Below are 19757 nucleotides of genomic sequence, written 5' to 3'. Positions count from 1 at the left end.
CTGACAAGCGACTTCCCAGGCGCCCCGGGCCGACAAGGTCCGGGGCGTCTGCCGTCGTCCGGGCCTTGCCGCTCCGGGGCATCCCTCGACGACAAGGAGCCCCCATGAACGCCACCGACGTGACCGGCGCCCGTACGCCCGAGGCCGCCGGCGTGATCACCGGCGCGCGTGAGCGCATCGACACGCTGGACGACCGCATCATCGGCCTGATCCAGGAACGGGCGGCCGTCTCCGCCGTCATCCAGGAGGCACGGATCTCCTCCGGGGGCCGGCGCGTGAACCTCTCCCGCGAGATGGAGGTCCTCGGCCGCTACCGAGAGGCGCTGGGCAAGCCGGGCACGGCCCTCGCGATGACCCTCCTGGAGTTGTGCCGGGGCCGGATCTGAATGCCCCTTCCCAGGACGGGGCCGCATCGGCATCCCCCTTCCCGAGACGGGAACCGGACCTGAATCCCCGTTCCCAGGACAGACGTGCGTCCCCTTCTCACCCGTACGGCGCGTGACCGGCCCGAGGGCCGCTTCGTTGGTCCCGGTGTCCGTGCCGGCCAGGCGCGGGCCCGAGAGAACCACGCGTGGCTCGCTGGAGCGATGAGACGTACGGATCGTGCCGTGCGTCGTGGGACCTCGCTCCAGGAAAGTGACCGGACGGCAGGGGACAGCAGCCCGGTCACCCAAGGGAACGGCCGGCCCCGGGGACGCCCGGGGCCGGCCGGCGGACCTTGCAAAAATGCACAGAACCGGGTCGAACGGTTGCGGGCGCCGCGTTCATCCAGCACGATGCGTAGACAGCCCAAGTCCCTTCCCCGGCATTCGCATTGCCCCATTGCCAGAGGTACAGACCAGCGGCGCACCCCCCGGCGCCGCTTCCAGGCACCGGCGCTGCCCTGACGTCGGTGCTGACGAGAAGAAGGGCCCCGCGGCTCCACCCCGCGGGGCCCTTCGCTCTGTGCCGCCAGTCGTCCCGTGCCGGCCGTCCCTCAGGGCCGTCAGGTGCGCGACACCGTCCCGCACGCGTCCGCGTCGCGGTCGATGTCCTTGCTCCGGTCGTACGGATCCGTCGTCGGGCCGCTCGGCGCCGCGCCTGAGGGATCGCTCGACGGGAACCCCGGGTGCAGATAGCCGTCGTAGACGTCGCAGGAGGAGTTGCCGATCTCCTGGTCGTACGCCATGAGCAGCAGCCGGCCCTCGGTCACCCGGTACCGCGCGGGGTCGGCGAGTTCGACGTCGAGCACCCGGCGCACGATGGTGCGGGTGACCTCGGTGGGGCCGTCGGCCCGTACGACCGGGTAGACGAAGGTGTAGTCGGCGTGCACGGCCACGCCCCCTTGCGATCCCTTCTCGAACGTCATGCGGCCGCGGGTCTTGATGACGTCGCCGACCGGGCGCACCTCGTCGGGGTCGAAGCGGCTGAACAGCGTCACCGGGTCGTGCTTCCGGCTCGGGGAGCGCAGGGCGGTGCCGAGGTTGTCCAGGACGTCCGGCTGCTTGGGATCGAGCACGGAGAGCGCGGCCCCGGGGTGTGCGCCGCGCACTGTCTTCGGGTCGAGGTTGGCGCCCACCAGCAGCTTCTTCGTCAGCTTCAGGGCCTGCTCCACGCGGTCCTTGGGGACCGGTCCGACGGCTTCGGCCTCGGGCAGCACGATGCCGGCCTCGCCGTCGGCCCAGCGCAGCGCCGGGGAACCGGCGAACGGCTTGTCCAGGGTGGGGGTTTCGGGGTCCGACGCCTCGGGCGCGGTACTGGGGGCCGCGGTCTCGTCGGGCAGCGGTGAGGCGGCGGGCGACTCGTCCGCGCCGAAGGGGTCGCCGGGCAGCAGCGACGGTTTCAGCGCCACCAACGCCACGGCGACGGCGAGGGGCACGCCGAGCACGGCCCACAGCTTGCGGCGCCGTGCGCCTGTGCCGTTCATCTCCTGCCAGGCCGGGCCCGTCCGCCACCCGGGCGGCAACTCGCCCCGGGCTTCCTGTTGCCGCAGCCGCTCGGTCACCATGCGCGCGCGTGCGGACGGCTCCTTCGGGGCGGAGGCACGGCTGTCCCGCTCGGCGTCGCGGATGAACTGTTCCCAGACGTCGTCGGGGATCTCCGAGGCCGACGGCTCGTCGTCGGACGGCTTTTCAGACACGAAGCCAAGATCTAAGCGTGTGGGAGGCGCCTTCACAAGAAGGTCTTGGCTGTGACTCAGCCCACATAAGAATTCTGTGAATGCCAGCACAACCATTCACAGGTCTCGCGGATCAAACCTGCCGAACCAAGGGCCACGCCCGCGCCCCACACGCGGAGGCCTCCCTCAACGTTCGTACCGCACCCGCGGTACGCCCGGACTCTCCGAGGTCTTCATGAAGCTTCGCCGCGCCATGGCAGCAGCGGCCGCCACGGCGGCCATAGCCCCGGTCGCACTGCTCGCGGCACCGGCCGCGTACGCGACCGGCGAAACGACACCCACGCCGAGCACGTCCGTGAGCGAGTCGGCTCCCGAGACGTCGTCCTCGCCGAGCACGTCCGCGAGCCCGTCGGCTCCCGAGACGTCGTCCTCGCCGAGCACGTCCGCGAGCCCGTCCGCTCCCGAGACGTCGTCATCGCCGAGCACGTCCGCGAGCCCGTCCTCGCCGACCCCGTCCGCCTCCGAGCCCGAGGAGTCGGAGTCCCCCGACCCCGAGCCCTCGGTCTGCGAGGACACCAAGGTCGACGTCAGCATCTCCGGCCTGCCCGGCAAGATCGCGGCGGGCAGCGGCTGGCACAAGTTCTCGCTGAACGTGCTCAACAACTCCGACTCCACGCTCAACGACCTCGACTTCTTCGCCGGGGCCTCCCCCGACAAGAACGGCGAGGAGCTGTTCTCCAGCAAGCAGGTCCAGCTCCAGGCCTGGGACCCCCAGGACAAGGTCTGGGTCGACCTCAACGAGGGCGGCTACGCGGTCGGTTACGTCGGCTACACCGACGAGCTGAAGCCCGACTACGAGGTCAACATCCCGCTGCGCCTCAACGTCAAGCCGTCCGCCCCGGTCGGCGCCGGCTTCTCGCTCGGCGCGACGATCTACGGCGACAACGACGCCGAGTGCACCGGCTTCGGCGACGTCTCGTACAAGTTCCAGATCGTCTCGGCCGGTACGGACACCGGCGGCACCAAGCCGCAGGAAGGCGGCAAGGCGCCCGTCACCGACGACAAGCCGAGCGGCGACACGCCGGAGGTCACCGGCAGCCTCGCCGAGACCGGCTCCAGCTCCGCGCTGCCGATGATCAGCCTCGTCGGCGGTGCCGCGGTCGTCGCCGGTGCCGGCGCGATCTTCGTCGTGCGTCGCCGCAAGGCCGGCGTCCAGGCGTAAGCCACAGCGGCCGCCCGGCCGTCGCACCACATGAAGAGGGACCTGCGCTCGGAGGGGGGCGCAGGTCCCTCTTCTGCTGTCCGCTGTCCGCTCAGCTCTTCGGCGGTACCGCCGGCAGGCCCAGGAACGGCAGCCGCAGCGCGCCGAACGCGTCCGCCGGGACCGCCGGGAACTTCGGCTCGACCGGCTGGAGACGCTCGTAGGCCGCGCCCTGCCGCGGTCGCGGGTCGGGTTCGCCCTTGTTGGGCCAGAACGACATGGCCCGTTCGGCCTGGGCGGTGATGGTGAGGGACGGGTTGACGCCCAGGTTGGCGGAGACCGCGGCGCCGTCGACGACCGAGATGCCGGGGTGGCCGTAGAGGCGGTGGTACGGGTCGATCACGCCGGTCTCGCGGGAGTCGCCGATCGGGCAGCCGCCCAGGAAGTGGGCCGTGAGCGGGGTGCCCATCAGTTCGCCGACGTTGGAGCCCGCGAAGCCGTTGATCTCGGCGGCGAGTGCCGACGCGCCCTCCGTGGCCGCCTTGATCTGCTTGGGGTTGGGGGCTCCGTGGCCCTGGCGGGCGGTGAGCAGGCCGCGGCCGACGCCCGACGGTTTCAGGTACGTCGTCAGGGAGTTGTCCAGCGACTGCATCACCAGGCCGATGATGGTCCGCTCCGACCAGCGGCGGTTCGACAGGGAGCGCAGGACCAGCAAGGGGTGTTTCGCCGCGTGCGCGAGGAAGCCCAGGACCCGTGAGGTACCCGAGCCGCTCCCGGCGTACGGGACCTGAAGGATCGACAGGCTGCCCATCGAGTTGGAGCCCTTGCCGTAGCGGACCGGCTCGATGTGGGTGTTCTCGTCCGGGTGGATCGAGGACGTGATGGCCACGCCCCGTGTGAAGTCGGCCTTCGGCGCGCCGTGCGCCTTGCGGTAGCGCCGGTCGTCGGTCTGGGCGCCGACCAGGGCCTCGGAGTTGGTGCGGGTCAGCCCGCCCAGCTTGTCCGAGAGGTACGGCAGCCGGCCGCCGGCCTTCATACGGTGCAGCAGCGTCTGGGTGCCGTACGTGCCGGCGGCGAGGACGACCTGGCGGGCCCGGTAGGTCCGGCCCTCGGCCTTGCGGCGGTCGTCGGTGGGCAGGGTGGCAACGGCGTAGCCGCCGCGCGAGTCGTCGGTGACCGAGACGACCGTCGTCAGGGGGTGGACGACCGCTCCGGCCTTCTCGGCGAGGTACAGGTAGTTCTCGTTGAGGGTGTTCTTCGCGCCGTGGCGGCAGCCGGTCATGCACTCGCCGCACTCCACGCAGGCCCTGCGGGCCGGGCCCGCCCCGCCGAAGTACGGGTCGGGCATCTCCTGGCCCGGTTTCGCCTTCGCCGTGCCGTCCGCGTCCTCGCCGTCGCCGAAGAAGACGCCGACCGGGGCGAGGTGGAAGGTGTCGCCGCAGCCCATGCGCTCGGCGGCGGCCCTCAGGTGCACGTCGGACGGGGTCATGGTCGGGTTGAGCCGTACGCCGAGCATGCGGCGGGCCTGGTCGTAGTACGGCTTGAGCTCCTCCTGCCAGTTGGTGATGTCCCGCCACTGGGGGTCCTCGAAGAACGGCTTGGGCGGGACGTAGAGGGTGTTGGCGTAGTTGAGGGAGCCGCCGCCGACGCCCGCTCCCGCCAGGACCATGACATTGCCCAGGAGGTGGATGCGCTGGATGCCGTACATGCCGAGCTTCGGCGCCCAGAGATAGTTCTTGAGGTCCCAGGAGTTCTTGGGGAGGGTCTCGCGGGTGAAGCGGCGGCCGGCTTCCAGGACTCCGACCTTGTAGCCCTTCTCGGTGAGGCGGAGGGCGGTCACCGAGCCGCCGAATCCGGAGCCGACGACGATGACGTCGTAGTCGTAAGCGTCCTGAGGCACGTGCTCTCCTCGCTGCGTCACCGGAACCGGAATGCCTTCATCAGGCGCAGGCTCCTGCTCATGAACTGGGCGTACTTCTCGTCGTCCATGCCCAGCGAGGGGGCCATCGGCAGGACTCGCTGGTGGGCGACCGTCTGGGCCTCGGTGTACTTGAGGATGCCCTCGGCGCCGTGGCGGCGGCCGAGGCCGGAGTCCTTCATGCCTCCCATGGGCGACTGGACGCTGCCGTAGGCGGGGGCGTAGCCCTCGTTGATGTTGACGGTGCCGGTGCGCAGCCGGGCGGCGACCTCCCGGCCGCGGCGGGCGTTCTTCGTCCAGACCGAGGAGTTGAGGCCGTACGCCGTGGCGTTGGCGCGCTCGATCGCCTCGTCCTCGTCCGTGAAGCGGTAGACCGAGACGACCGGGCCGAAGGTCTCCTCCGTGCAGACGGACATGTCGGGGGCGACCCCGTCGAGGATCGTGGGCTCGAAGAAGTACGGGCCGATGTCCGGACGGGCCACGCCGCCCGCGACCACCTTCGCGCCCTTGGCGACCGCCTCCTCCACATGCCGGGTGACGGTCTGAAGCTGGCGTTCGCCGACCAGGGAGCCCATGTCGGCGCCGTACGCCAGGGACGTGCCGAGGCGGATGGCCTTCGTGCGGGCGGCGAAGCGCTCCAGGAAGGCGTCCGCGACCGACTCGTGGACGTACAGCCGCTCGATGGAGATGCACAGCTGGCCCGCCGAGGAGAAGCAGGCGCGGACGGCGCCGGCCGCCGCCTTCTCGATGTCGGCGTCCTCCAGCACCAGCATGGCGTTCTTGCCGCCGAGTTCGAGGGAGACGCCGACCAGCCGGGCGGCGGCGCCCCGGGCGACCTCGCGGCCGGTGCGGGTGGAGCCGGTGAAGGAGACGTAGTCGGCGTGCCGTACGACCTCCGGGCCGACGACCGGGCCGTCGCCGAGGACGACCTGGAAGACATCGGCGGGCAGACCGGCCTCGATGAGCAGGTCACGCGCCCACAGGGCGGTCAGGCAGGTCTCCGTGTCGGGCTTCATGACGACCGCGTTGCCCGCGGCGAAGGCGGGGAGCGCGTCGCCGACCGACAGTTCCAGGGGGTAGTTCCAGGGGGCTATCTGACCGATGACACCGCGCGGGTGGCGCAGTTCGGTGACCTTGGTGAGGGTCGGCATGGCGCCGGCGTGCCGCTTCGGGCGGAGGTAGGCGGGGGCCCTGCGGCCGTAGTGCCGGGCGGCGACCGCGACGGCCTGGACCTCCTCGTGGGCGTGCAGCCGGGCCTTGCCCGTCTCCAGCTGGATCAGGTCGAGCACCTCGGCCTGGCGCTCCAGCACCAGGTCGTGGAAGCGCAGCAGGACGGCGGCACGCTGCCGTACCGGGGTCTGCTCCCACACGGCCTGGGCGGCGCGGGCCAGTTCGAAGGCCCGCGCCACGTCCTCGGGCGTCGACTCGGGAAGGTCGGCCAGCTTCTCGCCGGTGAACGGCGTGTGGTTGGCGGTCCGGCCGGAGCCGGCCACACCCTTGGTGAGCTGGGCGACCAGCTCGGGGGTGACCACGTCCGCGGCGGTGCGGGCGCCCTCCGGGGCGGGGGCGAGGGGGTTGGTGCCGGCCTGTGCCGTGCCGGTCTTCTCCGGGGCGTGCGCGTCCGTCATGAGGCGCAGGGTATGCCCCGGGGGAGCCTTTGGGTACCCGTCGGTAATACGGCTTCACCGAGTGCACACACCTCGCCAGTGGCTGCTGGCAATGAACGCCCTGATCAGGCCGTTGGGCAGTGATCAGTAGGTGTGATTCAGCCTTTTACGATCCCGAGCCGGTCCCGGGCGCCCTCGAACACCGAGGTGCCCTCCTGCTCCTCGGGCGTGCCCCTGGGCATGTCGACGCGCAGTTCGTACATGCGGTCGTCGTCGGTGTGGATCACCACCCGCATGATCCGCCTGGGGTGGTCGTCCAGGCGGTAGGTGGTGTCGGCGAGGGCGGCCTCGTAACCCTGGACGCTGGTGCGGGTGTACCGCGTGTCCCCCCGAACGACGGGTGCGTTGTGGAGCTGGTCCATCGGGGAGCCCGGTGCCCGGTCCCAGAGGAGGAGGCGGACCTGGACGGTGCCGCCCTGTTCGTCGCCGTAGAGCACCGTGCGGGGCTGGTCGGTCACGCTGCCGGTCCGGTCGAGTTCGCGGTAGCGGCTCGGGAGATGGAGTACGGCCGCCAGGTCCGGATCGCGGTGCGGGGTCAAGGTCTCCATCGCATCGGCGGTCTCCGCGCCGCTGGTGTCGCCGAGGTGGGCGGCGGCGCCCATGCCGCCGGCGAGCAGTGCGCTCATCAGGGCGAAGGGGCCGGGGCGGAGGAGGTTCTGGCGCTTCGGGGGTGCGGGGTGGTTCCGCGTCGCGTGGTCGTCAGCACCTGGAGAATCCCGTGCATCCGAGTATTCCCGCATGCCCGAGGGCCCCCGCATGCCCGAGGGCCCCCGTACGCCTGGGGACTCCCGTACGCCTGGGGACTCCCGTGTGTCCGCTCCACCCGAGAACTCCCGTATGTCCGCGGCCTGCTGTGTCTTCCTCGGTATCTCCTCCGCCGCCGGCCACGGCCCGGCCACCGCCTCCAGCGCCTTCGCGACCTCCTCGGCGTCCGGCCGCTCTTCGGGGTCCCGCACCAGCAGCCGTGTGATCAGCGGCCCGAGCGGTCCTGCCCGCGGCGGCGCGGGCGGCTCGGGGGCGAGGATCGCGGCGAGTGTGGCCTGCGGCGTGTCCCGGCGGAACGGGGACGTCCCCTCGACGGCCGCGTACAGCAGTACGCCCAGGGACCACAGGTCGGACGCGGGCCCGGCGATGCGGCCGGACATCCGCTCGGGCGCGACGAACTCCAGCGAGCCGACGAACTCCCCGCCGGCCGTGAGCGCTTCCTCGCCCTGCACATGGGCGGTGCCGAAATCGGTGAGGACCACCCGCTGGTCCGGGCCCAGCAGCACATTGGCCGGTTTCACGTCCCGGTGCACGATGCCGACGGAGTGCGCGGCACGCAGTGCGCCGAGGACGGCGAGGCCGATCCGGGCGGCTTCGCCCACCTCGACCGGGCCGCGCCGGAGCACCTCCTGCAGGGACTCGCCCGGCACCAACTCCATGACGATCCACGGCAGTCCGTCGAGCACCGCGTCGAGCGCGTCCAGTCCGTCGCGTCCGAGCCGGACGGGGCGAGCGGTCCGCCCGGCGCGGAGGTCCGGCCGGCGCTCCGGCTCGACGACCACGTCGTGGATGGTGACGGCGGCGGGATGGTCGACGCGGGCGGCGGCGCGGGCCTCGCGGTAGAGCCGGTGGGCGGCACGCCGGCGGCTGTCGTCCTCCGGATCGCCCGGGTCGCCCGGCAACCGGGGCTGCTTGACGGCGACTTCCCGCTGCACGAGCTCGTCGTAGGCCCGCCAGACGGTGCCCGTCCCGCCGGAGCCGATACGCTCGATCAGCCGGTACCGCCCACCGACCGGCCGGCCCTGGGCGCCCGTCCCGCCCCCGTCGTTGCTCATGCCCCATCAGTACCCCGCAGGGCGGCTCCTTGTCGACGCGAGGCAGTGCCGGGACGCCCGTTCAGGTCCCGTCGATGTCCAGGTTCGCGATCGCCGTGTCCGCCACCTCGTGCCCGCGCTTCGTGAAGTCGCCCTTGCCCGGGTAGCTGACGGTGAGCTTGTACATGTCGCCGCCGGCGGTCCGGTAGTAGAAGATCCTGAGCTCGCGGGGGCGGGGGTTCTCGGTGTCGTCGGTGTCGTACCTGACGGTGGTCTCGGCGGCCTTCTTCCCCCGGTACGTGGCCTCCTCGGGGTCCGTCTTCGGGTGCGCGGGCATGTCCAGGCTGTACTTGCCGCTGTCCTTGAACCCACCGTCGTCGTCGTACATCTCGGCCGCCGCGGAGCCGGCGATGGTGCGGCCGGTGTCCTCGGACTTCCTGTCGAGCGTCAGGCCGATCCAGATGCTGCCGCTCCAGTCGGTGTACGTGACCGAGTGCCCCTGGTCGGACTGCCGGTCGGGCACGCTCCGCTGGTAGCCGCCGGGGACGGCCAGCGACGCGGCGAGGTCCTTCTCCTGGCGTGTCGTCCAGCCCTCGGGCAGCGGCCCGGCGAACGGGTTCGCGAGCACCAGGTACGCCGTCACCGCCGCCGCGACGACCGCCGCGCCCAGTCCGGCCCACCCCTTTCGGCCGAGCCGGAGTCTTCGCCCCTCACCGCCCGTCATGGGAACGACCTGCGTGGCCTGGACGGCGGGCGGGTTCGCGGCGGCCTCCAGCAGGGCACGCACCCGGGCGGCGTCCGGGCGGCGGGCCGGGTCCTTGTCCAGCAGGCTCGTGATGGCCTCGGCGAGCGGGCCATGGGCGGAGGCGGGCGGCGCGGGGGTGGCGTTGAGGACGGACTGGAGCGTGGCGGGGGTGTTGCTGCGGCGGAACGGCGAGACGCCCTCCGTCGCCGCGTACAGCACCACGCCGAGGGACCACAGGTCGCTGGCCGGGCCCGGGCGCTGGCCCAGCACCCGCTCTGGCGCGATGTACTCGGGCGAGCCGACGAAGCCGCCGGTGTCGGTCAGGCTGGTCTCGCCCTCGATCTGCGCGATGCCGAAGTCGGTGAGGACGACCCGGTCGTAGCGGCCGAGCAGCACATTGTCCGGTTTCACATCGCGGTGCAGGATGCCCGCCGCGTGCGCGGCCTCCAACGCGCCGAGCACCTCCAGTCCGATCCGGGCCGCCTCGCGCGCCGACAGGGTGCCCTCCTGCAGCGCGTCGCCCAGCGAACGGCCCGGCACGAGCTCCATCACGATCCACGGCTGTCCCTCCACGACCGCGACGTCGTGGACGCCGACCACCGCCGGGTGGTCGAGCCGGGCCGCCGCACGTGCCTCGCGGCGCATCCGCTCGAAGGCATTGGCGCGTTCGCGTTCGGGAAGATGCTCCGGGACACGGGGCTCCTTGACGGCGACCTCCCGGTCCACCGTCTCGTCCTTGGCGCGCCACACCGTGCCCATGCCGCCGTGCCCGAGCTTGGCGATCAGCCGGTAACGCCCGGCGATGAGCCGCCCGGCTCCGGGATCCTGGCCCGCTGCCGCAGACCGGTGCGGCACGACCTGGGTGGGCGTCGCGTACGGGTTTCCCGGTACCGGTGCCGGCGGATTCGGCGGTTGCAGAGCGAAACTCGTTGGTTCGTCGGCCCCGGATCGGGCTCCCCCGTCGCTGCTCATGGGATCATGAATATCGCGCCAAGCTCTTGCGCCGCCAGCACGGACGCGTCCCGGTCACAGACCCGTGACGCACCCTGGGGCATATCTCCCCTTTATGCCGGTACGGGGCTCATCGGCCGCACGCCGTGTCAGGGCGAGGGTGTGACGGCAGCGGTGGTGGCGGTGCCGGCCGCGGGAGGGCTCGGCGTGCGCGTGCCGTGGGAGGACGGACCGGCCGAAGGCGTCCTCGGCGCCGAGCTCTTCGGAGTGCGGCCGCCGTCCCCGCCGCCCTCGTCCGTGAGCAGCGCCGCCGCCGACACACCCGCCCCGGCCATCGCGGCGACCAGCAGCGCGGCCACGAGCACCCGGCGCGTGGGCTGCCGGAGCAACTGCTCGTACCGGTGGTCCGGACCGGGCAGATCCATCGGCGGCGGTTGCTGACCGGCGCTGTCCTGCGGCCGTCCGTAGGGGACGTCCCGCACCGTCGGCTCGAACCCGGGCGGCGGAGCCTGCGGGGTACTGCCCGTCTCGCGGAACGCCCGTAGCATCCGCTGCGCCCGGTCCGCGTCCAGCCGCCGGTCCGGATCGCGCTCCAGCAGGCCCTGTACGACGGGCAGGAGCGGCCCGGCCTGTGCGGGCGGGCGGATGTCGCCGACGACGACCGCGTGCAGGACGCCGCCCAGCGAGTCGCGGTGGAACGGCGACTCGCCGCTGAGGGCCGCGCACAGCAGCGCGCCCAGCGACCACAGGTCCGACTCGGGCCCGGTCCTGACTCCGGACATCCGCTCGGGCGCGGTGTACTCGGGCGAGCCGACGAAGGACCCGTTCTCGGTGAGCGTGGGGGCGCCCGCGACCTGGGCGATGCCGAAGTCGGTGAGGACGACCCGGTCGGTACCGGCCTCCAGCAGCACGTTGTCGGGCTTGAGGTCGCGGTGCAGCACCCCGGCGGCGTGCGCGGCGCGCAGCGCGCCGAGCAGGGCGATGCCGATCCGTGCGGCCTCGGCGGCGTCGACCGGGCCTTCGGTGGCGAGCCGGTCGGCGAGCGTGCCGCCCTCGATCAACTCCATGACGATGTACGGTCGTTCGTCGTCCTCGACGACATCGTGGACGACGATGATGTGCGGATGGCTCAGCTGGGCGACGGCCCGCGCCTCGCGCAGCGTGCGGTCCCGCTGCCGGCGCGCTTCCGCCGCGGAGAGCGTCTCGTCGAAGGGGAGCTCCTTGACGGCCACGCCCCGGCCGAGCAGTTGGTCGGTCGCCCGCCAGACCACGCCCATGCCACCGCGCCCGAGCCTCGCCTCGAGCCGGTAACGGCCCGCGATGACACGCATGCTGTGTCCCTCGGTCCCCATGCGGCCATCATGCCCCAACGGAGCGACGGGCTCCGGGGCGGCGGCCCACGGGTGGCCGAAACACATGGCCCGGTGTCAGGGGGTCTTCTCGTGCCAGCCCTGCAGCAGCGCCGTGAACTGCTTGCGCGCCTTCGGCCAGTCCCGCGCGGGCGCCGATACGTAGAGCGCGTACTCGGTGCCGTCGCGGGCGACGTACGTCTCCTCGATGGCCCTGCGCGGACCGGGGAACTTGGTGTCCTTCGCCTGCGCGGTCCAGGTGTACTCCCAGAGCGCGCCGTCCCGGTCCCGGTAGACGTTGCGCTCCAGTTTCACGCGCTTGTAGTCGACCAGCCGCTGCAACTGCTGTTCCAGGTCGAGCTGATGGGCGTACGGGTCGGCGAAGTCCGGGGAGGTGTCGACGGCGATCCGGACGAAGTGCCGGCCGCCGTCGGGCGTGTAGTCGATCTGCTTGAGCTCGCCCTGCGGGCCGAAGGTCTGGCGCTTCCAGCCCTTGGGCAGGTAGAGGCTGAAACCCACGGGGTCGTCGCGGCGGGTCCAGTCGGCGGGCACCGAGCCCCCGGGCCGCTCCGCATTGGTCGTACCGGGCGAGTCCGATACGGCACCCGGCGTCTGCCGGCTCTCGTTCCACTGCTGGAGCACGACCGCGGTACCTCCGCCGATGATGGCCGCGAGAGCGACGACGAGGGCGAGGGTGCGCAACCGGCGGCGCCGGCCTGAACCGGGCGACTGCTGACCCGCCGCCGTCGGGCCGACCATGGTGGAACCGGACGTCCCGTGCCCGGTGGCAAAGGCCCCGGCCGTGGCGGTGCCGGCCGTCGGCCTCCCGTCGGCGGGCGTCCCGGCCAGCGGCGGGAGCGGCGTCCCGGTGTGCGACCCCGAGCCGGTACCGGCCTCGTGCGTGCGGGCCGTGCCCCTGCCGGGCGTGCCGGTGCCGGCCGTACCCGGACCGGACTGGTACGTACCCTGAGGATTCGCGCCGGACGCATACGTACCGGACGGGTACGTACCGGAGCGGTTCGTACCGGAGCGGTTCGTACCGGACGGGCTCGTCCCGCTGTGCGCGTCCCGGTACTGCGACGACCCTCCGTACTGCGTCGGCACATACGCCTGCGCCCCGCTCGGCCGCCGCCCCTCCGCCGCCTCGGCGAGCATCTGCTCGGCTTCGGACGCGTCGGGCCGGGTGGCCGGGTCCTTGCGCAGCAGGGCGGTGATGACCGGCGTGAGCGCGTCCGCGTGCTGAAGCTCGGCGGCTTCCTCCTCGACCACGGCCTGCATGGTGGTCAGCGGGGTGGTGCGGCGGAACGGCGAGCGGCCCTCGACCGCCGTGTAGAGCGTCGCGCCGAGTGCCCACAGGTCGGAGGACGGGCCCGGGTCGTGGCCGCGCACGCGCTCGGGCGCCAGGTAGTCGACCGAGCCGACGACCTCTCCGGTCCGGGTGATGGTGGTGTCGCCCTCGATCTGGGCGATGCCGAAGTCGGTGAGCAGGACACGCCCGTCCCGGGCGAGGAGGACGTTGCCCGGCTTGACGTCGCGGTGCAGGACGCCGGCGGTGTGCGCCGCGCGCAGGGCCCGCAGCACCCACATGCCGATACGCGCCGCCTCGCGCGGCTCGACGCGCCCCTCCTCCTTGACCGCGTCGGCCAGGGAGCGGCCCTCGACCAGCTCCATCACGATCCACGGACGGCCGTCGTGCTCCAGCACGTCGTGCACCGTGACGACCGCGGAGTGGTTGATCCGCGCGGCGGCCCTGGCCTCGGCCCGGGTGCGCGCCAGCAGGATGGCCTGCTCGCTCTCGGAGACGTAGAGGGCGGCCGTCAGCTCCTTGATGGCGACGGACCGGTGCAGCACCTCGTCATGTGCTCGCCATACCCGTCCCATGCCGCCACTGCCGATGGAGTCGGCGAGCCGGTAGCGGCCCGCGACGAGCAGGCCCTGCATCTGATTCACGTTGCCCCGCAATGGTCTTGACAGGGTCAGCGTAAGGACCCGCCCTTCCTCAGGGAACAAGCGGGGTACCACGGTGACCGCACTGTGACGGTTGTCGCCTCCTGGGACGGGAGTCAACGGTGAGGTGAACCGCAGCGCACGGCCGCCGGGTCAGAAGATCATTTCGTGGCCCGGTACGTCGCCGCCGCCTGCTCGTACAGTCGCGTCACCTCGTCCCGTTCGGATTCCGGGCCGCGCACCTGGACCACGTGGTACCGCCCGCCGACCAGCATCGCGAGATTGCGCACATACAGCTCGCCCCCGTCGTCGCCGCTCCACGTGAACTGCCCCTCGGCCATCGTCCGCCCGCCCACCTCGATCGTCTTCAGCCCTGTGGAGGTGGCCCAGCTGGAGTCGCGGTACGGCTGCAACTCGCGCTCCTTCTCCCGCTGGTAGACCATCGGATCGCTGCCGTACTCCGACGCGCTGTCCCGGCCCGGTACGACGATGAGCTGGAAGTCGCCCTTCGCGTAGACGACCTGGCCGCCGCCCCGCGTGGTGCGGTCCCAGCCCTTGGCGACGGCGACCTGGAAGCCCGCCGCGTCCTTGCGCAGGGTGAAGCCGTCGGCGACCTCGGGGCCGGTGGTCTGCGTCTGCGTGGAACCCGCCGATGTCGACGGGCTCTTCTCCGGCTCGGGCGACGTCCGCTCGGTCCGGGGCTCGCCGCTGGCCTCCGGCTCGGGTGCCGGGCCGGCCTCTCCGGCGGCACCGGTGCGGTCCGTGCCCTGCGCGCCGCCGGTCTGCGACTTGGGCATGAAGACCATGGCGTAGGCGATCGCCGCGGCCATCACGAGCAGGACGAGCAGGAGCAGGGTGCGGCCGAGGCGGTGCGGCGAGCGGGACTCCTCCTTGGCCCGCTTGTGCCGACCGTGGTGCGCGGGCAGTCCGGCCCGCCGCCTGCGCACGAGCTCCCCCCGGCGCCGTACGACGGGCAGCCGGCTCGCGTCGGCGGGCGGCGCCGCGATGACGTGCACACCGGCCTCCGGCTCGGGCGCCGAGCGCACCAGCGAGCGCAGCCAGCCGCGCAGTTCCTCGAAGTCGAGGCGCTCGGTCGGGTCCTGACGCAGCAGCGACTCCACGACCGGCCTGAGCGGCCCGCACTCCTCGGCGTAGGCGGGCGGTTCCGCGCACACCATCTGCACCAGCTCTGCCGTCGACTCCTCCGGGTAGGGCGCATGCCCCTGCACGGCCCGGAAGAGCAGCGCGCCGAGCGCCCACAGGTCGGTGGCGGGACCGATCGGCGCGGCCAACTGCCAGTTCTCGTGCACGGGTCCGGCCTGCTCCGGCGCCCAGCGCTCCGTCACGGGTCCCACCACGGCCATCCGCGCCTGCCGCGCCCGCTCGGCGGCCAGCGCCGTGGCCGGACCGCGCCGGGGCGCGGGGGTGTGGGCGACCAGGTCGTCCCACCGGGTGGGCTCGCCGGGGGCGGCGGGGTCCGGGGCCGGGGGGAGCGCCGTCTGCTCCTGCCCCTGCGGCGAGGGCGCGCCGCCCGTACCGCCGCGGGGCGTGGCGCCGTGCCAGGCGGTCGGCCGGGGGGCGCCATCCACGCCGTAGGGGTCGGCTATCTGCCCCGGCGCCGTCCCGCCGGGCCCCGTGCTCTGGCCTGGGACATACGGCGACTGCGCCGAGCCGTTGCCGTGGGGCCCGGGGCCGCCGTCCGGGGCGGGGCGGGCGCCGGGCAGCGCCGCCCGGCCGTTCTGCGTCTCCTGGACCCGGGCCGCGGCCCGGGCACCCGCCCGGTAGGCCGCGATCGCCCCGGCTCGCGCGGCTCGCGGGTCCTCACTGTCCTCCGCGCTCCTGCGGGCGGGCACGGGCGAGCTCCCACTGCCCGCGTCGGCTCCGGCCGCGGGCAGTCCCCGGGCCTCCCGAGCCTCTATGGCGGCCCGCCGCGCGGCCTCGGGATCACCCGCGCCACCGCCGCCCGGACCACCGGCAACACCCGGGCCGCCACCGCCGCCCGGGCCGCCGACAACGCCCGGGCCGCCGGTGGCTCCTGAGCCTCCGGCACCGCCCGGGCCGCCGGTGGCTTCGACCGTCCCGGCGCCACCGGTCTCCCGGCCGGGCTCACCGAAGGCCGGAACCGGAACCGGGTCGTACCCGCACAGCGCCTCTTCCGCCGCGCCCACCGCCAGTCCGGTCAGCATCACGCGGCCGTCGTCGCAGACGAGGACCGTCCGCGCGGTGATGTTCCGGTGCACCCAGCCGTGCCCGTGCAGCACCCGCAGCGCCATGAGGACGTCGGAGGCCACCTCGGCCGCCCGGTACGGCGTCAGCGGTTTCTCGGCGAGCAGCGCCGCCAGCGGACGCGCGGCCACCAGCTCACTGACGATCCACAGCGAACCGCCCTCGGCGAACACGTCGAAGACCTGGTCGAGCCGGGGATGGTCGGGGATGGCCGCCGCGGCCTGCGCGGCCTCGACCGCACGCCGTACCACCGGGTCCGTGGGCCGCCGGGTCCCCGCACGGGCGCCGGGCCTGCGCGCGCCACCGTCACGTGCCGTGAAGCCGTCGGGCAGCCCCTCCGCGTCGAGGACCTCCGCCTCGACCACTTCCGGCAACGGCACTGCCCTGACCAGGACTTCCTGGCCGCTGTAGGTGTCGAAGGCCCGGGACTCGGTGAGTTCGTACTCGTCGGACGGCGGCAGCGGCAGGCGGTAGCGGTCGGCGAGCACCCGTCCCGCATAGTCGTCCACGATGCCTCCCCCGGCAGCCTGGTCGGTCACATCCGTTCGCCTCACGGTCCGTTCCGGCTGCGCACGGTCCGCAAACATTTACGATACGTGCCGCAGGCAGCCCGCATGGGGGGATGCCAGATCTCACTCCCCAAACCCGGGGCCGCTCATGCTCAGGACTTGGGTTCGAAGGTCCTGGTCAGCGTCCGCCAGGCCTGCCTGCGCAGGTCACCGCCCCAGTCGGCCGCTTTCGCCGTGTACATCAGCGCGTAGCCCTGCCGGTCGTCGACGACGAAACCCCGGTCGATGGTCCGGTACCTGGTGCCGTTCTCCACGTAGGTGAACTCCCAGTCGGCCGTGTTCCAGTCGCGGTAGTCCACCTGCTCTATGCGGATCTTCTTGTACTGCGCGCGCACCATGTAGCGCTCCTGGTTCTTCCAGTCCGCCACCGGGTCGCCCTTGGGCGTGGACGTCCAGGCGATGAGCAGCTTCTGCCCGTCGGGCCCGGTGAACCGGTCGCCCGCGGCACCCGTGGACCGGTACTTCCACCCCTTCGGCAGCCCGATCGAGTACCCCTGACCGCCCTGGTGCGTCGACACCGCGGCGGTGCCCTTGCCACCGCCGGAGGACTCGCTCGCCTTGCCGCTGGGCGTGCCGTTCGCGGCCGGCGCCGACGAGGCGGGCTGCGACGCCGCGCTGTCGGTGCGCGTGCCGTCGCTCTTGTCGCCCTTGGTGTCGGTGCTGGTGGACGCGGTGGCGACGGCCTTGCCGCCGTTCCCGCCGGCGGCCCCCTTCGAGCCCTTGCCGTCTCCGCTGAGCGCGATGGCGAGCACCGTGCCGATCACGGCCAGCACCACGACCGCAGCGATGATCATCATGGTCCGCCGCGGCACCACATCGGTGAGCGGCGCCCGGGGAGCGGGACGCGGCGGCAGGTCCGGCCGCGGCATGACGGGCCACCCCGAGCTCTGGCCCCCGGCGGTCGCCTTCGCCCCCTGTGCACCGGCCCCGGCAGCCGCCCCCGAGGCCGGCGCCGAACCCGAGGCCGGGCCCGGCGCCGCCACGGACGCACCGGCGTCCCCGGCCCCGGCCTTCGCGCCCTCCGGTCCGGAAGAGGCCGTGCCGTCCTCGGACCCGGTCCGGGACGCGGCCGACGCCCCGGCCGTCCCCGCGGCGGCCTTGCGCACGGATCGCAGCGCCCCGCGCAGCCGCTCCCCCGGCTCCTCGCTCCGCTTGCTCCCGGAACCCGCCGAACTGCCCTTGCGCGAGGACTTGTCCGGCTGCGCCGGCAGCGGCACCACCTTCGTCGCGTCCATCGGCTCCGGCTCGGCCGGCGCGGGGGCGTGGATGACCGCGTTCAGCATCGCCCGGGCGCCCGCGTCGTCGAGCCGCTGGGCGGGGTCCTTGTTGAGCAGCCCGTGGATGACGTCCTTCAGCGGGCCGGCGTTCTTCGGCTCCTCCAACGGCTCGGTCATCACCGCCGTGAGCGTCGCTATGGCCGACCCCTTGTCGTACGGCGGTGTGCCCTCCACCGCCGCGTACAGCAGCCCGCCGAGCGACCACAGGTCGGCCGCCCGGCCCGGCTTGTGCCCGCGCGCCCGCTCCGGGGAGATGTAGGAGGGCGCGCCGACGAGCATGCCGGTCGAGGTGATGGACGGGTCGCCCTCGACCTGGGCGATGCCGAAGTCCGTGAGCACGACCCGGCCGTCCTCGGCGATCAGCACGTTCGACGGCTTCACGTCGCGGTGCAGGATGCCCTCGCGGTGCGCGGACCGCAGCACGTCCAGCACGGCGAGCCCGACCTCGGCGGCCCGCTTCGGTTCGAGGAGGCCGTCCTCCCGGATGACCTCGGCGAGCGACTTGCCCTCGACGAGCTCCATCACGATCCAGGGCCGGTCGTCCTCCTGGACCACGTCGAAGACCGTCACGGCGCTGTTGTTGCGGATCCGCGCGATCGCCTTGGCCTCGCGCAGCGTCCGCGTGATCAGCCGCCGCTTCTCCTCCTCGTCGATGTTCGACGGGAACCGCAGCTCCTTGACGGCGACCGTCCGTCCCAGGGTCTCGTCCTGGGCCCGCCACACCGTGCCCATGCCCCCGCGGCCGAGCACCTCGCCCAGCCGGTAACGCCCCGCGAGGAGACGCTCCCTGTTGTCCTGACGAGTGTCCTGACGAGATGTGCCCGCCCGCTCCGCCTCCGACATGCGTCCCCTCATACAACCCGCCCTGACAGAGCCTCCATTGTCTCTCACCCGACAAGTGCCCAGCGCCCCAGGGGCCCCCTGGTGAAACGCCCCCTCAGGCGCGCCCACCCGGGACCCGGGCGCGGCGCCCGGCGCGCCGCCTTGCATGATGGGCCCCCGACGCCCCGACCAGGGAGGAGCCCGCGTGCCGCCCTTTCGGACCTTGCTGGCCCTGCCTGTGTCCGTGGCCCTCCTCGGCCTGCTTCCGGCCGACTCGTCGGCTCTCTCGGCTCCGCCGGCGGACGCGGTGCTCCCACTGCTGGTGACCCAGGGCAGGGCACCGGCCGCGGCCCTGCTCGCCCAGGAGGGGACAACCACCCGCTATGCCCACGCCGGGCAGGGAATCGCCCGGTCGGACCACTTCCGCGCCGGCAGCGTCACGAAGACGTTCATCGCGACGGTCGTGCTGCAACTGGCCGCCGAGCACCGGCTGTCGCTGTCCGACACCGTGGAGCAGCACCTGCCGGGCCTGGTGCGGGGAGCGGGCAACGACGGCCGCGCGCTGACCCTGCGCTCCCTGCTCACCCACACCAGCGGCCTGTACGACTACACCGCGCAGACCCGCGGAACCGCACCCGTCACACCCCGTCAGGCCGTACGCATCGCACTCACCCACCCCCCGGCCGCCCGCGGCCGCTTCTCCTACTCGAACACCAACTACGTCCTGCTCGGCCTGGTCGTCCAGCAGGCCACCGGCCACTCGTACGCCACCGAGACCGAGCGCCGCATCATCACTCCCCTGCGTCTGACGGGCACCTCCTTCCCCGGATCACGCTCCTCGCTCCCCTCTCCGCACGGCCGCGCCTACGCCGCCGACGGAACCGACGTCACCGATCTCGACCCGCGGGTGGCCGGCGCCGCGGGCGAGTTGGTGACCACGCTCGACGATCTGGACCGCTTCTACTCGGCCCTGCTCGGCGGGCGGCTGCTGCCCTCGCGCTGGCTGCGCGAGATGCTCGACACCCGGGCCGCACATGGCGTGTACGGCATGGGCCTGTTTCCCGAGAAACTGCCGTGCGGCACGACGGTGTGGGGGCACAACGGGCACATATCCGGCAGCTATGTGCGCACCGCAGCCACCGTCGACGGCCGGCGTGTCCTCACCTTCCGCGTGAACACGGACGCGAT

12 protein-coding genes are annotated in these 19757 nt (G+C 72.9%); 3 read left to right on the top strand and 9 right to left on the bottom strand.

The features are described 5' to 3' along the window. The first annotated feature begins 104 nt into the window (after positions 1-104). On the top strand, positions 105-386 hold the full coding sequence (locus ACFZDA_RS21465) for a chorismate mutase (RefSeq protein ID WP_391083674.1): 282 nt from the start codon (positions 105-107) through the stop codon (positions 384-386). A 599-nt stretch (positions 387-985) separates the two neighbouring features. On the opposite strand, the gene ACFZDA_RS21460 is transcribed toward ACFZDA_RS21465, so the two are convergent. After that, positions 986-2119, bottom strand: a complete 1134-nt coding sequence (locus ACFZDA_RS21460) for a hypothetical protein (RefSeq protein ID WP_391083671.1) — start codon at positions 2117-2119, stop codon at positions 986-988. A gap of 214 nt (positions 2120-2333) precedes the next feature. Here ACFZDA_RS21460 and ACFZDA_RS21455 point away from each other — a divergent pair, with 214 nt between their 5' ends. Continuing rightward, positions 2334-3320: an LAETG motif-containing sortase-dependent surface protein gene (locus tag ACFZDA_RS21455; protein ID WP_391083668.1), complete on the top strand. Its 987-nt coding sequence runs from the start codon at positions 2334-2336 to the stop codon at positions 3318-3320. Between the two features lie 91 nt (positions 3321-3411). Here ACFZDA_RS21455 and ACFZDA_RS21450 read toward each other — a convergent pair whose 3' ends face one another. The 8 genes from ACFZDA_RS21450 to ACFZDA_RS21415 form a co-directional block, all read right to left on the bottom strand. Beyond that, positions 3412-5199: a GMC family oxidoreductase N-terminal domain-containing protein gene (locus tag ACFZDA_RS21450; RefSeq protein ID WP_391083666.1), complete on the bottom strand. Its 1788-nt coding sequence runs from the start codon at positions 5197-5199 to the stop codon at positions 3412-3414. A 17-nt stretch (positions 5200-5216) separates the two neighbouring features. Continuing rightward, positions 5217-6845 carry a succinic semialdehyde dehydrogenase gene (locus ACFZDA_RS21445; RefSeq protein WP_391083665.1) on the bottom strand — a complete coding sequence of 543 codons (1629 nt, stop codon included), beginning with the start codon at positions 6843-6845 and terminating at the stop codon, positions 5217-5219. A 137-nt stretch (positions 6846-6982) separates the two neighbouring features. Continuing rightward, positions 6983-8704, bottom strand: a complete 1722-nt coding sequence (locus ACFZDA_RS21440) for a protein kinase (protein ID WP_391083662.1) — start codon at positions 8702-8704, stop codon at positions 6983-6985. A gap of 61 nt (positions 8705-8765) precedes the next feature. Next, positions 8766-10400, bottom strand: coding sequence for a protein kinase (locus ACFZDA_RS21435; RefSeq protein ID WP_391083659.1), 1635 nt, complete (start codon positions 10398-10400; stop codon positions 8766-8768). A 128-nt stretch (positions 10401-10528) separates the two neighbouring features. Then, complete coding sequence (locus ACFZDA_RS21430) at positions 10529-11731, bottom strand: protein kinase (protein ID WP_391083656.1); 1203 nt, start codon at positions 11729-11731, stop codon at positions 10529-10531. A gap of 75 nt (positions 11732-11806) precedes the next feature. Then, positions 11807-13669, bottom strand: coding sequence for a protein kinase (locus tag ACFZDA_RS21425; RefSeq protein WP_391083652.1), 1863 nt, complete (start codon positions 13667-13669; stop codon positions 11807-11809). Positions 13670-13836: 167 nt separating this feature from the next. Continuing rightward, positions 13837-16410, bottom strand: a complete 2574-nt coding sequence (locus tag ACFZDA_RS21420) for a protein kinase (RefSeq protein ID WP_391084579.1) — start codon at positions 16408-16410, stop codon at positions 13837-13839. Positions 16411-16562: 152 nt separating this feature from the next. Further along, positions 16563-18590, bottom strand: coding sequence for a protein kinase (locus ACFZDA_RS21415; protein WP_391083649.1), 2028 nt, complete (start codon positions 18588-18590; stop codon positions 16563-16565). Between the two features lie 184 nt (positions 18591-18774). On the opposite strand from ACFZDA_RS21415, the gene ACFZDA_RS21410 reads away from it, so the two are divergent. Next, the coding region (locus ACFZDA_RS21410; RefSeq protein ID WP_391083646.1) for a serine hydrolase at positions 18775-19757 on the top strand (983 nt) is incomplete at its 3' end.

The organism is Streptomyces sp. NPDC007991 (assembly GCF_042958445.1).
Lineage (GTDB): Bacteria > Actinomycetota > Actinomycetes > Streptomycetales > Streptomycetaceae > Streptomyces.
Note: the sequence above shows the minus strand (reverse complement) of the source record. Positions and strands in the feature narration are given on the sequence as shown.

Coding starts and splice junctions, on each gene's coding strand:
- ACFZDA_RS21415 (WP_391083649.1), bottom strand. CDS start 18,590: ATGTCGGAGGCGGAGCGGGCGGGCACATCTCGTCAGGACACTCGTCAG.
- ACFZDA_RS21435 (WP_391083659.1), bottom strand. CDS start 10,400: ATGAGCAGCGACGGGGGAGCCCGATCCGGGGCCGACGAACCAACGAGT.
- ACFZDA_RS21455 (WP_391083668.1), top strand. CDS start 2,334: ATGAAGCTTCGCCGCGCCATGGCAGCAGCGGCCGCCACGGCGGCCATA.
- ACFZDA_RS21425 (WP_391083652.1), bottom strand. CDS start 13,669: ATGCAGGGCCTGCTCGTCGCGGGCCGCTACCGGCTCGCCGACTCCATC.
- ACFZDA_RS21445 (WP_391083665.1), bottom strand. CDS start 6,845: ATGACGGACGCGCACGCCCCGGAGAAGACCGGCACGGCACAGGCCGGC.
- ACFZDA_RS21440 (WP_391083662.1), bottom strand. CDS start 8,704: ATGAGCAACGACGGGGGCGGGACGGGCGCCCAGGGCCGGCCGGTCGGT.
- ACFZDA_RS21430 (WP_391083656.1), bottom strand. CDS start 11,731: ATGGGGACCGAGGGACACAGCATGCGTGTCATCGCGGGCCGTTACCGG.
- ACFZDA_RS21465 (WP_391083674.1), top strand. CDS start 105: ATGAACGCCACCGACGTGACCGGCGCCCGTACGCCCGAGGCCGCCGGC.